The sequence below is a fragment of the Mesorhizobium sp. AR02 genome (assembly GCF_024746835.1).
GTDB lineage: Bacteria > Pseudomonadota > Alphaproteobacteria > Rhizobiales > Rhizobiaceae > Mesorhizobium.
The window spans coordinates 3120924-3134850 of sequence record NZ_CP080531.1 but is presented as its reverse complement, the minus strand read 5'-3'; the positions used below and the strand labels follow the sequence as shown (position 1 = coordinate 3134850).

The 13927-nt window shown below is 63.6% G+C and carries 12 protein-coding genes; 7 read left to right on the top strand and 5 right to left on the bottom strand.

Annotation, left to right across the window (positions count from 1 at the left end):
- Positions 1–57: 57 nt before the first annotated feature.
- The 3 genes from acs to DBIPINDM_RS19235 all read left to right on the top strand — a co-directional run bounded on the left by acs (position 58) and on the right by DBIPINDM_RS19235 (position 3746).
- The gene (acs, locus tag DBIPINDM_RS19245; RefSeq protein ID WP_258588714.1) at positions 58–2013 is read left to right on the top strand and encodes an acetate--CoA ligase; all 1956 of its coding nucleotides are present in this window, start codon (positions 58–60) and stop codon (positions 2011–2013) included.
- On the top strand, positions 2013–2762 hold the full coding sequence (locus DBIPINDM_RS19240; RefSeq protein WP_258588713.1) for an MOSC domain-containing protein: 750 nt from the start codon (positions 2013–2015) through the stop codon (positions 2760–2762). The genes acs and DBIPINDM_RS19240 overlap by 1 nt, the downstream gene beginning before the upstream one ends.
- Before the next feature lie 165 nt (positions 2763–2927).
- Positions 2928–3746, top strand: a complete 819-nt coding sequence (locus DBIPINDM_RS19235) for a sugar phosphate isomerase/epimerase family protein (protein WP_258588712.1) — start codon at positions 2928–2930, stop codon at positions 3744–3746.
- Positions 3747–3763: 17 nt separating this feature from the next.
- Here the strand turns inward: DBIPINDM_RS19235 and DBIPINDM_RS19230 are convergent, their stop codons facing one another.
- The 3 genes from DBIPINDM_RS19230 to DBIPINDM_RS19220 all read right to left on the bottom strand — a co-directional run bounded on the left by DBIPINDM_RS19230 (position 3764) and on the right by DBIPINDM_RS19220 (position 8049).
- Complete coding sequence (locus DBIPINDM_RS19230) at positions 3764–5026, bottom strand: SAM-dependent methyltransferase (protein ID WP_258588711.1); 1263 nt, start codon at positions 5024–5026, stop codon at positions 3764–3766.
- A gap of 479 nt (positions 5027–5505) precedes the next feature.
- Positions 5506–6867, bottom strand: coding sequence for a pilus assembly protein (locus DBIPINDM_RS19225; protein WP_258588710.1), 1362 nt, complete (start codon positions 6865–6867; stop codon positions 5506–5508).
- A 312-nt stretch (positions 6868–7179) separates the two neighbouring features.
- Positions 7180–8049: a transglutaminase-like domain-containing protein gene (locus tag DBIPINDM_RS19220; protein WP_258588709.1), complete on the bottom strand. Its 870-nt coding sequence runs from the start codon at positions 8047–8049 to the stop codon at positions 7180–7182.
- A 167-nt stretch (positions 8050–8216) separates the two neighbouring features.
- Between DBIPINDM_RS19220 and DBIPINDM_RS19215 the strand changes: the two genes are divergently transcribed.
- Positions 8217–8882, top strand: a complete 666-nt coding sequence (locus tag DBIPINDM_RS19215; protein WP_258588708.1) for an HAD-IA family hydrolase — start codon at positions 8217–8219, stop codon at positions 8880–8882.
- Between the two features lie 8 nt (positions 8883–8890).
- On the opposite strand, the gene DBIPINDM_RS19210 is transcribed toward DBIPINDM_RS19215, so the two are convergent.
- Positions 8891–9112, bottom strand: a complete 222-nt coding sequence (locus DBIPINDM_RS19210; RefSeq protein WP_258588707.1) for a DUF1674 domain-containing protein — start codon at positions 9110–9112, stop codon at positions 8891–8893.
- A 105-nt stretch (positions 9113–9217) separates the two neighbouring features.
- Here DBIPINDM_RS19210 and htpX point away from each other — a divergent pair, with 105 nt between their 5' ends.
- The 3 genes from htpX (at position 9218) to DBIPINDM_RS19195 (ending at position 13574) form a co-directional block, all read left to right on the top strand.
- A complete protein-coding gene (gene htpX / locus DBIPINDM_RS19205; protein ID WP_258588706.1) occupies positions 9218–10237 on the top strand; it encodes a zinc metalloprotease HtpX in 1020 nt (339 codons plus the stop codon).
- Positions 10228–11616 (top strand): RsmB/NOP family class I SAM-dependent RNA methyltransferase, encoded by a 1389-nt coding sequence (locus DBIPINDM_RS19200; RefSeq protein ID WP_258588705.1) that lies wholly within the window; start codon positions 10228–10230, stop codon positions 11614–11616. Before htpX ends, DBIPINDM_RS19200 begins: the two co-directional genes overlap by 10 nt.
- A 233-nt stretch (positions 11617–11849) precedes the next feature.
- Positions 11850–13574 carry a heparinase II/III family protein gene (locus DBIPINDM_RS19195; RefSeq protein ID WP_258588704.1) on the top strand — a complete coding sequence of 575 codons (1725 nt, stop codon included), beginning with the start codon at positions 11850–11852 and terminating at the stop codon, positions 13572–13574.
- A gap of 27 nt (positions 13575–13601) precedes the next feature.
- On the opposite strand, the gene DBIPINDM_RS19190 is transcribed toward DBIPINDM_RS19195, so the two are convergent.
- Positions 13602–13910, bottom strand: a complete 309-nt coding sequence (locus DBIPINDM_RS19190) for a putative quinol monooxygenase (RefSeq protein ID WP_258588703.1) — start codon at positions 13908–13910, stop codon at positions 13602–13604.
- Between the last annotated feature and the right edge of the window lie 17 nt (positions 13911–13927).

Below are 13927 nucleotides of genomic sequence, written 5' to 3'. Positions count from 1 at the left end.
CGCCGCGATCCCGCCGGCGTTTCAAGCCGACGGATTGGTTCGGGAGGAAAGTCAGGAATGTCCGAGGTTCATGTCCATCGCGTCCAGCCGGCGTGGAAGAAAAACGCGCTGATCGACAATGACACCTATCTCAAATGGTATGCCGACAGCATCAAGAACCCGGACAAATTCTGGGGCAAGCACGGCAAGCGCATCGACTGGTTCAAGCCCTTCAGCAAGGTCAAGAACACCTCCTTCGACGGCAAGGTCTCGATCAAATGGTTCGAGGACGGGCTGACCAATGTTTCCTACAACTGCATCGATCGCCACCTGAAGAAGCGTGGCGACCAGACCGCCATCATCTGGGAAGGCGACAACCCCTACGACGACAAGAAGATCAGCTACAACGAGCTCTACGAGCATGTCTGCCGGCTTGCCAATGTGATGAAGAAGCACGGCGTCAAGAAAGGCGACCGCGTCACCATCTACATGCCGATGATCCCGGAAGCCGCCTATGCGATGCTCGCCTGCACGCGTATCGGCGCCATCCATTCGATCGTCTTCGGCGGCTTCTCGCCCGATGCACTGGCCGGACGCATCGTCGACTGCGAATCGACCTTCGTCATCACCGCAGATGAGGGCCTACGCGGCGGCAAGCCGATCCCGCTGAAGGAGAACACCGACAAGGCCATCGACATCGCCGCCAGGCAACATGTGATGGTCAAGAACGTCATTGTCGTGCGCCGCACCGGCGGCAAGATCGGCCGGGCGCCCGGCCGCGACCTCTGGTACCACGATGAAGTCGCGACGGTGAAGGCCGAGTGCAAGCCTGAAAAGATGAAGGCGGAGGATCCGCTGTTCATCCTCTACACCTCAGGCTCGACCGGCAAGCCGAAGGGCGTGCTGCACACCACCGCCGGCTACCTCGTCTACGCCTCGATGACGCACCAATATGTCTTCGACTACCATGACGGCGACATCTACTGGTGCACCGCCGATGTCGGCTGGGTCACCGGCCACAGCTACATCGTCTATGGCCCGCTCACCAATGGCGCCACCACGCTGATGTTCGAGGGCGTGCCCAACTACCCGTCGCAGTCGCGCTTCTGGGAAGTCATCGACAAGCACAAGGTCAACATCTTCTACACCGCACCGACGGCGCTGCGGGCGCTGATGGGCGCCGGCAACGACCCGGTGAAGAAGACCTCGCGCAAGTCGCTGCGGGTGCTGGGCTCGGTCGGCGAGCCGATCAACCCGGAGGCCTGGGAGTGGTATTTCAACGTCGTCGGCAACGGCAAGGTGCCGATCGTCGACACATGGTGGCAGACCGAGACCGGCGGCATCCTGATCACGCCGCTGCCGGGCGCCACTGATCTCAAGGCAGGCTCGGCGACGCGCCCCTTCTTCGGCGTCAAGCCGCAGCTGGTCGACGGCGAAGGCAAGGTGCTGGAGGGTGCGGCCGACGGCAATCTCTGCATCACCGATTCCTGGCCCGGCCAGATGCGCACCGTCTATGGCGACCATGACCGTTTCGTGCAGACCTATTTCTCCACCTACAAGGGCAAGTACTTCACCGGCGATGGCTGCCGCCGCGACGCCGACGGCTATTACTGGATCACCGGCCGCGTCGACGACGTCATCAACGTCTCCGGCCACCGCATGGGCACGGCCGAAGTCGAATCGGCGCTGGTCAGCCATGACAAGGTCTCGGAGGCCGCCGTCGTCGGCTATCCCCACGACATCAAGGGCCAGGGCATCTACAGCTACGTCACCTTGATGAAGGGCGTCGAGTCGACCGAGGAACTGCGCAAGGAGCTCATCGCCCATGTCCGCAAGGAAATCGGCGCCATCGCCTCACCCGACAAGATCCAGTTCTCGCCGGGCCTGCCCAAGACCCGTTCCGGCAAGATCATGCGCCGCATCTTGCGCAAGATCGCCGAGGACGATTTCGCCACCCTTGGCGACACCTCGACGCTGGCCGACCCGGCGGTGGTCGATGACCTCATCGCCAACCGGCAGAACAAGAAGGGCTGATGGCAGGCGAAGCGGCAATGGGTTCTGTCAGCCAGCTCTGGCGCTATCCGGCGAGTTCGCTCGCCGGCGAGCGCCTGGACGCCATCCTGGTCGGGCCGGCGGGCATGGCGGGCGATCGCATGTTCGGCCTCGTAGATATCTCGGACAACGAGATTGCGCGGCCCGATCGCGAGGCGAAATGGCACAAGGTGCCGCGCATTCGTACCCGCCTGGCCAATGATCGCGACCTGGAGGTCGCCGTCCCTGACGGCGACTGGCTGAGCGCACCCAGTGTGGAATGCGACCGCGCCATATCGGCCTATCTCGGCTTCGCTGCCTCTATCCGGCCGTTCGGCCGGGAGAATGCGCCACCGGCCTATGCCGGTCCGGTCACCGCGGCCCGCTATACCAAGGCGCCGATCCATCTCTTGACCACGGCCTCGCTGGCGCGGCTGAAGGCGCTGCATCCGGATGGTGCCGCTGACCCGCGCCGTTTCCGCCCCAACATCGTCGTCGACATGGCGGCGGTCGAAGGCTCGTTTCCCGAAACGGAATGGATCGGCCGCAAGCTGGCAATCGGCGAATTGCTGCTGACGATTTCCGAACCGTGCCGCCGCTGCGGCTTCACCATCATCGCCCAGGACGGCTTCGAGCACGATCCCGGTATCCTGCGCAACCTGGTCCGCCACAACGCCCATAATCTCGGCGTCTATTGCACGGTCGACCAGCCGGCCCGCGTCGAGATCGGCGCGCCGATGCGCTTCGTCTAGATCATACCACCAACGCCAGGCCACATGGCGGCCGCATAATCCTGGCACCTCGCGGCAGGCTTGGCGCAGCGTGTAATACGCATGACAGAAAACGGCGTCATACAACCCCTCGGCGCGATCCGTCTTGCTGCCCGACACCTTGAAATCTCACCGATCGGAGTACCGATGACTTCCTTACCCGTTCTTGGCGCTGCCATGACGCTCGCCGACCTCGAAATCCATCGCGACTGGCTCTTCGAAAAACAGCGTGACCTGGAATTGCAGAGCTTTGCCGAGGCCAGTGTTCTCAACGGCGACTGGGCACCACTCGCCGCCCGCGCCAGAAAACTTCTCGACGGACATAAGGGGCGCCTCGGAATTCACGGGCCTTTCTGGGGTTTCACCATTGCCTCGCAGGACCCCGATATTCGCGATGTCGTGAGCAAACGGCTGGTCCAGGGTATCGAGGTCTGCGCCGCCATCGGTGCGACGCAGATGGTTGTTCACAGCCCCTATACGACCTGGTCCTATAACAATCTCGACAACAATCCCGGCGAGCGCGAGAAAATCGTCGGGTATTGCCAGCTCACCTTACGCGACGCCGTCAGGCGGGCCGAGGACATCGGTTGCACGATGGTCCTGGAGAATATCGAGGACAAGGATCCGCATATCCGCGTGGCGTTGGCCAACAGCTTCAACTCCCCCGCGGTCGCCGTCTCGATAGACACTGGCCACGCCTACTATGCCCATGGCTCGACCGGTGCTCCGCCGGTCGATTATTATGTGCATGCTGCCGGCAACCGCCTGCAGCACATCCACCTGCAGGATGCCGACGGCTACGCCGATCGTCACTGGAGCCTGGGTGAAGGCACGATCCAATGGCGCTCGGTCTTTGCCGCGCTGGCGAAACTCGAAAGCAATCCGCGCCTCATCATCGAGATCAGGGACAAGTCCAAGATCCCCGCCTCGGCGGCTTACATCGCCTCGCTTGGCATCGCCGAGTAAGGCGCGAGCGGCTCGCGCTACCGATAAAGATCCGCCCGCGTCGGCGGCAGGCCGCTTGGCCCCCGCGCGCGCTTGGTGACGACGGTCTGAAAAATCTGCGCCGAGCCGCGATCGAAGGTGATCGAACAGCCGGTGAGGTAAAGCAGCCAGAGCCGCGCCTTGGGTTCGCCGACCTCGGCGATCGCCTCGTCGAAGCGGGCCTGCAGGCGCTCGGCCCATAGCCAGCAGGTGCGGGCATAGTGCTCGCGCAGATTCTCGACGTCGGCGACGAGAAAACCATGCGCCTCGAGATTGCCGAGCGTCATGCCGATCGTGTCGACCTCGCCGCCGGGAAAGATGTATTTGATCAGCGCCTTGTATTCCGCACCCTTGCGCAGCGTCTTGCGCGTGCCGCCCTTGCCGCGCCTTGTGATGGCGTGGTGCAGATAGATGCCGCCCGGCTTCAGCAGCCGGTGGACGGTCGAGAAGTAGGTGGCGTGGTTGGCGAGGCCGACGGCCTCGAACATGCCGATGGACGAGATCTTGTCGTAACTGCCGTCGAGTTCGGTGTAGGACTTGATGTCGATGGTGATCTTGTCCTCCAGCCCCTCGGCGCGGATGCGCTCGCGCGCCAGCCGGGTCTGCTCCTCGGACAGCGAGACGCCATGGCCGATGGCGCCATAGTGCTTGGCGGCATGGATCAGCATCGCGCCCCAGCCGCAACCAATGTCGAGCAGCCGGTCGCCGGGCTTCAGCCTGAGCTTGCGGCAGATATGGTCGAGCTTGTCCTGCTGCGCCTGGTCGATGCCATTGGCGAAATCGGTGAAATAGGCGCAGGTGTAGACCATGCGCTCGTCGAGGAAGAGCCGGTAGAAGGCGTTCGAAATGTCGTAGTGATGTTCGATCGCCTGCTTGTTCGAGCCGCTGACGAAAGGATTGCGCCCGGCCAGATCGGCCCGTTTCGTCATCTGTCGTCGCGAGAACAGGACGGCGGGCAGGTCGCGCAGGATCGCCAGCTTCGGCAGCGCCTTCAACCTCAGCTTGCCCTTTGAAGGCAACGCGTAGAGATCGAACAGCGATCCATCCTCGACGTCGATGGTCCTGGAAATCCACATCTCCAGCAGCGTCGAGAAATTCGGCCGGCGGGCCAACTGCCAGACGATGTCCTGATCGTTGATGGCAAGCACCGGACCGCTGGCGGGACCAATCCGTTCCCCGGTCCACAGCCTGACGGCAAAGCCCGGCTTCAGCGCCTCGATCACCGTTCGAACGATGCGCGCGGCTCTTTCGGTGGCATCCATGGTCCCCTCCCGTGACCCGATAACGCCATGTTGTCCGTTTGGGCCGTGGATCGCAAGCCGAAGCCCGCTGATCTGCTAATATATGTCGCCTAAAAGTGAACCTCGGTTTTGGGGAGACGACATGCATAACGACAGAAGCTTAAAGCGCATCGTATGAATCCGTTTCAACGCGACGCGCATTAGGCGGCTTTTCCCGGCTTGGCGCCTTTTTCAGCATGGCACTTGTCATTTGCTGCAACGCACCCCATCATGAGGATGTGTTCAACAAATCGAAAGGAGGTGATCCGATGTCGAGTGATTTCGTTTTCCAGAACGTGGCCTCAGCGGATTGCACTTTCGGGAAGCAGTCTTCCCGTTAAGGCGCGAGATGCGCGGCTGGCGACCTCATAGGTTGCCGCCACAGGCCGCGCCATGGACGGAAACACGGAAGGCCGCCGGCTTCGAAAGAAGCGGCGGCCTTTTCCTTTTGGGCCGAGCCCCTATTTCGTCAACGCAAGGGTTTCGATGTTGCGGGCGATCGTCTGAAAGGCCGTATCCAATTCGATGCCGTCGGCGGCCTGGTAGAAGTGCTTGACTGAACCCGTATCGGGGCTGGCACAGGTCTGCAGCGTCGTGACTGCATTCGCCTCATCGAGTTTGAAGCCGATCGTGAAGATTTCTATGCCTTTGTTGCGCATCGCCGCGCAGAGTTTTGTCGCCGCCGTGCGGGTCGTTTCCTTGCCGGCGTCGTTGTAAACCCCGTCAACGCCGGTGGCGTCGAAATAGGACAGGTTGAATTCGCCGTCCGTCATAAGGATTGCGTACTTGCCAACTTTCTTCGGATCGAACCTGGCAGGCCGCTGCGAAGCATTGAGCACGCTGCCCCAGCTTTCCGAAAGCATGTACCACGTCCACTGGACGCCGATATGGCCGGCGGTGCCGCCCGAGGCGACAAGATCTTTGATGACATTCTTGAGCGTGGCGGCGTCGGCCGTCAAAGGCACGAGCGCCGCGACCGGGCAAGCGGCGGTGCGTGTGTTCGCTGCAAAGCCCGACAGCAGATAGTCGCGGTTGACCATACTGGAGTCAGGACCCGCGTCCGAGTACTGATCGGCCCCTTTGCGTTCGGTGGCGCAATTGTCCGGGCGCGGCGATGCCGAGGCAGACTGAGCGCTTGCATTGCCGGGCGCCTGCTTGCGCTCACTGGCATTGGCTTCGACGTAGACGCTGCTGGCGGCAAGCTGACCGGCATTGACCGAATTGGCATAGGGCACGATCGAAACGCGCACCCGTGGCCTGTTCGGATCCTGGCTACCCAGGAAACTGTCCACCGCATTGGCCGCGGCGGTCTTCAGGTCCTTGATTTTCTGACCGGCCATCGATCCGGTCACATCGAGCATCATCGCCACTTCGATGGTCTTGTCCGAATAGAGCGATGTCGTAGACGCTGTGACGCGTTTCGTGTCGCCCATGCCGAAAACCGGGAAGAACAAGGCGACATCGACGTGGGCGTCCACCTGGACCGTTTTAGCGGTCTTGTCGACGATCAGCCGGTCAAGGGCGACCTGGCCCGCCTGCAGAATTCCGGCGGTGCCGTTGGCGTCGAGAAAAGCTTTCACCGCCTTGTTGGCATCGGCTTCCTTGATGACCCCGGTCGTCAGGTCGCGCGCCGTCGATGTCACCGCGGCGTCGACCACGCCCTGCAGGCTCGATCTGGCGTTGTAGAGCTGCGAGATGTTGACCGAGAAGCCGCCCGCTAGCGCCAAGACCGAGGCAGCAAAGCCGAACAGGACCGCGAAATTTCCACCGCGATGTCTGGCGAACCCGCCGACCGCGTGAACAAGACCCCCGTAATTTCGCATCCAACAGCCTCCGCATGCCTCGGCCTCGTCGCCGCAATGAGGGCAATGCAGGATTCCAGCCGGAAGCCGCTCGTCGAGCGCCAAAACCGAGTCGCGAACCATCAACCTGTTGTTTTTGTTGGATTTCGCCCTTTGCAAAGGTGAACGACCGGTAAACGGGAAAACGCGGCTTCGGCCGTGTTTACGGACCGCTTACCATGCTCAAATCCAGGCAATCGGGGAATGCTCCGCGCCGTCCTGTTGCGGCACAGGGTCTATGTGCCGAAGCGGAGCAACTGTTCCGAGATTGCGGACGCAAAACGCCATCGAGGACTAGGCAAGCATCTGCGCGCTGACCGTCCTGTCGATGCCGTGATAGGGCGGATTGAACAGATTGCCTTCCTGTTCATAGGTCCACACCTTGAACAGGCTGAGCCGGTGCGGGCCAAAGCTGTGCAGCAAGGGCACGTCGGTGGCGTCGCGGCCGCGCGCGATGACGACGCGGCCGGTCCGGGGCCGGTTGTGGCGTGGATCGAACGTGTACCACTTGCCGTCGAGGAACACTTCCATCCAGGCCGAGAAATCCATCGGCGCCGGATCGACCGGCACGCCGATGTCGCCGAGATAGCCGTTCACATAACGCGCCGGAATGTTCATGCAGCGGCAGAGCGTGATCGCCAGATGGGCGAAGTCGCGGCAGACGCCGACCCGTTCCTCATGCGCCTGCGCCGCCGTGCGGGTCGAACGCGCATAGCCGTAGCCGAACGACAGCCGGTTGTGGACATAGTCGACGATCGCCTGCACCCGCGCCCAGCCGGAGGGAAGATGACCGAACAGCTGCCAGGCGAGGTTGCTGAGGTGATCGGTCTCGCAATAGCGGCTGCCAAGGAGGTAACCGAGCACCTCGTCCGGCAATTCGGCCACCGGCACTTCCCTCGCCAGCGTATTGACCTCGTCCGTCTCGCCGCTGTCCTCGATGACCGCATCGTAGAGGATGCGAAAGGTGCCGGCTGGCGCGGTGAAGCGGCGGCAACCATTGCCATGCAGGTCATGGTAGAGCTTGGTCGGCACCGAAGGCGATGTCAGCACCCGCGTCTGCCGCTTGATGTCGGCCTGCCTGTCCTTGTGGATCTCGAGCAGCGAAATCACCGGAGTGGCCTCGATGCATTCAATGGAGATTTCGTAGCCGAGCCGGATCAGCATCGCAGGTCCCCTTTGATCGTCGTGAAAAACAATGCCGTTGAAACGTCGCAAGGTGGCTGTGGTTCCCTGGACCGCTCCAAAATACACCCTCGTGCCTTTCCATGTCCGCGCCTTGACGTTACGGTTGCGCCCTCCCTCGATACGCTCCCCGGATTTCAAGGAAAATCATGTTTGCTGGCAGAAAATTCGCCGCCTTCCTTTTCGACATGGACGGCACCCTCATCAATTCCATCGCCTCGGCGGAGCGGGTGTGGAGCGATTGGGCACGCCGGCACGGCCTCGACGTCGCCGCCTTCCTGCCGACGATCCACGGCGTGCGGGCGATCGAGACCATCACCAACCTTGCCCTTCCAGGCGTCGATCCGGCGCATGAGGCCGACTTGCTGCTGAAGGTCGAGGCCGCCGATCTGGACGGCATCGTCCCGATCCCCGGCGCCGTGGCCTTTCTCAAGGCGCTGCCAGGCGAGAGCTGGGCGATCGTCACCTCGGCGCCACGCTCTTTGGCGCTTGCACGCATGCAGGCTGCTGGCATTCCTGTCCCCGCGGTCATCGTTGCGGCCGAAGACGTTTCCCGTGGCAAGCCGGCGCCCGATTGTTTTCGGCTTGGCGCGGAACGACTCGGCGTCGATGCGCGCGACTGCCTGGTGTTCGAGGATGCCCCGGCCGGCATCGCGGCGGCCGAGGCGGCGCAAGCTTCGGTCATGGTGATCAACGCCACACACGCGCATCCGTTGCCGACACAGCATGCCGCGATTGCGAGCTACGACACTGTCGGCATCACCATCGACGAGCGCGGCTGGCTGGCGCTTGAGGCGCAACGCAGCGCCGCGTAGGTCATGATCTAGAAGTCGCTGGTCAGGCCTTTGACTTCCCAGTCGCCATAGCGGCCGGGTTCCTTGCCGCCGCGGCCACCGATTTCCCGAGGCAGCGCGGCTTCCTTCTCGCGATATTCGGTGCGCCGCGCCTCGGCCTCGGCCAGTGCCCGCCGCGCGGCAGGCGTCAGTTCTTTCGGCGGCGCATCGTCATCCGGGCCGGCGGGCGTTTTACTGGTTTCGTCGGTCATGCGATATTCCCCGCGGATTGAAACAGCGGCAGGCGTTTCCCATCATATAGCCATGAAACCAAGACGATCGACCCCTTTTTGCCAGCGACACGATAGGAGCAGACGATGAACACCATTCGCACCGCCATGCTTCTTGCCGCGATGACGGCACTGTTCATGGGCGTCGGCTTCCTGATCGGCGGTTCGGGCGGCATGATGATCGCCTTTGTGATCGCCGCTGGCACCAATCTGTTCAGCTACTGGAACGCCGACAAGATGGTGCTGTCGATGAACCGTGCCGTCGAGGTCGACGAGAAGAATGCGCCGGAATATTACGCCATCGTCCAGGCGCTGGCCAAGCAGGCCGGGCTGCCGATGCCGAAAACCTATCTGATCGACAATCCGCAGCCGAACGCCTTCGCCACCGGCCGCAACCCACAGAACGCGGCGGTCGCCGCCTCCACCGGCCTGTTGCAGCGGCTGACCCATGAAGAAGTCGCGGCTGTCATGGCGCACGAGCTCGCGCACGTCCAGCACCGCGACACGCTGACCATGACCATCGTCGCCACCTTTGCCGGCGCCATCTCGATGCTCGGCAATTTCGCTTTTTTCCTCGGCGGCAACCGCAACAACAACCCGTTCGGCTTTGTCGGCGTGCTGGCGGCGATGATCGTGGCGCCGTTTGCCGCCATGATCGTGCAGATGGCGGTCAGCCGCACCCGCGAATACGAGGCCGACCGGCGCGGCGCCGAAATCTGTGGACACCCGCTGTGGCTGGCATCCGCGCTTGACAAGATCGCCCGTGGAGCAGAACGCATCCCCAACCCCGATGCGGAGCGCAATCCGGCGATGGCGCATCTCTTCATCATCAATCCCCTGCACGGCGAGCGCATGGACAATCTGTTCTCCACCCACCCGAGCACCGACAACCGCATCGCCGCGTTGCAAGAGATGGCACGGCAGATGGCAGGCGGCGACACCCAGGCTGCGCCACACCAGGCACCGGCGCCTCGGCAGGCCGAGGGCCAACAGCCGTCCGGCCCGTGGGGCCAGGTCGCGCAACCTGAGTTACCGGCGGAGCCTGAGAAGCCGAAGTCCAATCCATGGGGTCGTAACCCGACCGGGCCCAAGGGCCGATGGTCGTGAGCGTGGCAGCACCTCGGCGCACAGGTTCAGGCGATCAGGATCATAAAGACGGCGGCGAATTCGTCGCCGGTCTCGCCGCCCGCAAGGCGGCGGCGCGCCTGCTTGCCGCGGTCATCGACGCCCGTACGCCGCTCGACGGTTTGACCGACCACGAGAACGGCCACCCGCAATACAAGGCACTCGATTTGCGCGACCGAGGCCTGGTGCGGGCCATCCTGGTCACCGCGCTGCGCTTCCGCATGACCATTACTGGGCTGCTGGCGCGGCGCCTGGAAAAGCCGCTGCCGCCCAACGCCACCGCTTTGTCCCACATACTGCATGTGGCGGCGGCGCAAATCCTGTTCCTCGATATTCCCGACAGCGCCGCTGTCGACCTGGCGGTCACCCACGCCAAGTCCGATCCGCGCACCCAGCGCTTTTCCGGACTGGTCAATGGCGTGCTGCGCACGCTGGCGCGCGCCAAGGACACAGAACTGCCCGCCGCCCTTGCCGCCACCGACGAAGCGCCAAAATGGTTTTCCGACCGGCTGAAGGCCGCCTATGGCGCTGACAAGGCCCGACAGATCCTCGAAGCCCATCGCGTTGAGGCGCCCGTCGACTTCTCGGTCAAGGCCGATCCCGAACTCTGGGCCGAAAAGCTCGGCGGCATCGTCCTGCCCACCGGCACGGTGCGCGTGGAAAACCTTGTCGGTGCCGTTACCGAACTGCCCGGCTTCGCGGAAGGCGCCTGGTGGGTCCAGGATGCCGCGGCCAGCTTGCCGGCTCGGCTGTTCGGCGATGTCAGCGGATTGCGTGTTGCCGATCTCTGCGCCGCGCCCGGCGGCAAGACCGCCCAGCTGATCCTGGCCGGCGCCAGGGTCACCGCCGTCGACACCTCGAAGAACCGGCTGGCGCGGCTGGCGCAGAATCTCGACCGCCTCGGCCTGTCGGCCAACATCGTCCAGGCCGACCTCATCAAATACGAGCCGGAAGAACTGTTCGACGCCGTGCTGCTCGACGCACCGTGCTCGTCGACCGGCACGGTGCGCCGGCATCCCGACGTGCCATGGACCAAGACGGCCGCCGATGTCGAAAAGCTCGCCGACCTGCAAAGGCGGTTGCTCGCCCGCGCCATCACGCTGGTCAAACCTGGCGGCCGGATCGTCTTTTCCAACTGTTCGCTCGACCCGCTCGAAGGCGAGGATCTCTATCGCGCTTTTCTGAAGGAAACGCCTGATGCCGTCGACGATCCGCTGCGGCAAGGCGAGATCGCCGGCATCGATTCGTTCCTGACGCAACAAGGCACGCTGCGCACCACGCCCACCGATCTCGACCTCGGCGCGCCGGAGCGCTCGGGCCTGGACGGCTTCTTCGCCGCCCGCATGCGCCGAGCCGGCTAATGCATGTCGCCCAAAAGTGCGTAGCGGTTTTGGGGTAACGACATGCATAGAACAAAAACAAATCGCGTCGCATCCGACCGGCCGGTGCGGCGCTATTTGACTTAACCACCCGGATTTGCTGACTTTTTTAGGGAGGGTATGGGGCACCGGACCCATTCCCAGGAATTCGCCTTCGCACGACTCGTTCAATCATGTAAACTCTGCGCCGGGGTAGAGGACGACCAGGAGGGCTTTTGGCACTGGCTGCCAGCAACACGACGCGTCTGTGGACGCTTGTCGCGAAGGAGTTCTGGCGCAAGACGCGCCGGCGCCTGCGTGCCGGGCCGGTCTACCGCTGGCGCTATTCCGGCCGCACGCCGGAACGTGTGCTGATCGCACCGCCGGACCTGCGCCTCGCCGACCCGCAGATCGCGCTCGAGATCTATTACGGCCGCTATCCCCTGTCGGGGCACCTGGTCGAAACCGGTGGCAAGTCGCCGTTCCAGATCAACGTCCCCAATCATGGCTGGCAGAAGACGCTGCACGGCTTCCGCTGGCTGCGTCACATGCGCGCCGCCGGCACCGAGCTTGCCGCCGCCAATGCGCGTGCCCTGGTTTCGGACTGGATCGCCATGCATGGCAACAACATTGCCGGCATCGGCTGGGAACCTGGCACGACGGCCAAGCGCATCATCGCCTGGCTGCAGCATTCCTCCGTCGTGCTGCAGGGCGCCGAGTTCCCCTTCTATCGCGCCTTCCTGAAATCGCTGGCCGTCCAGATCCGCTACCTCAGGTCGATGGCGCGCGAAATGCCGGACGGCAAGGACCGGCTGCGTGCCCGCATCGCACTGGCCTTCGCCGCCCTGTCCCTGCCGGCGCCGGCTTCGGCGCTGCGCGGTGCCACCCGCAACCTGGCCGAGGAACTCAACCGCCAGATTCTCGCCGATGGCGGCCATATCTCACGCAATCCGATGGCGGTGCTGGAAATCCTCGCCGACCTTTTGCCGCTGCGCCAGACCTATGCCAACCAGGCGGAAACCCCGCCGCAGGCGCTGATCGGCGCCATCGACCGCATGCTGCCGGCGCTGCGCTTCTTCCGCCACCAGGACGGCAGCCTCGCCCGCTTCAACGGCATGGGCGCCACCATCCATGACCGCATCGCCACCATATTGCGCCATGACGACACCGCCGGCGCGCCGCTGCTACACGCGCCGCATTCGGGCTATGAGCGGCTGTCGATGGGCGGCGTCACCGTCATCGCCGACACCGGCCTGCCGCCGCCGGTCGACGTTTCCAACGCCGCACATGCCGGCTGCCTCGCCTTCGAACTGTCGTCCGGCCGCCAGCACTACATCGTCAATGCCGGCATCGACACCTATGGCGCCGCCGAATTCCGGCCGCTGGCCCGAGCCACCGCCGCGCACTCGACCGCCACCATCAACGACACTTCTTCGGCACGCTTCAGCCATTCGCTGCGCGTCAACGACCTGCTCGGTTCGCCGCTGATCGGCGGCCCGCAGCAAGTGCAGTGCAAGCGCATCGACCAGAAGGGCGTCCAGGGCTTCATTGCCCGCCATGACGGCTATGTCCCGCGTTTCGGCTTCCTGCATGAGCGTGAGCTGAAACTGTCGACGAACGGCAATGTGCTGGCCGGCAGGGACCGGTTCCAGCGCCCCGGCAATGCCGCGATCCGCAACAATGGCCGTGACTTCATCACCGTGCGCTTCCATGTCCATCCCGACATCAACCTGCTGCAGGACGAGCATGACCGGCTGGTGCTGACCGCCGATCAGGCCGACAGCTGGGTGTTCACGGCAACCGAAGTGGTGCCCGAGGTCGAGGAATCGATCTATTTCGCCGGTCTTGGCGGCCCGCGCCGCAGCCGGCAGATCGTGCTTGCCTTCAAGGCCTCCGACGTGTCCGAAGTGCACTGGCAGCTGACGCGCACCAGCATTTCCGGTTATCCGGAAAACAATTGATTTGCCGCGCGAAGGCGGGCGACTCGCTCAAATCTGCTGCGGGATACCGAATGCATCATAGGTGCTGAGCGTCGGCGGACCGGCGAAGGCGAAGCGGATCTTGTCGACCATCGCCGCCGCCTGACCGCTGCGGTCATAGCGCTCCGCGTCCTCGACAGTGCTCCAAACGGTGATTGCCATGAACGCGTCGCGCGCCTGATGCTGCTGCAACAGCACGGCGCTGATGTTGCCGGTTGCGGCGCGGATAGCGGGGATCGCCTCGGTTTCGTAGATCGCCCGCAACCGCTCCGTCGTATCCGGCAACGCCGTGAACTGGCCAATACGGACAAATGCCATCGGTGCTCCTCCATCGC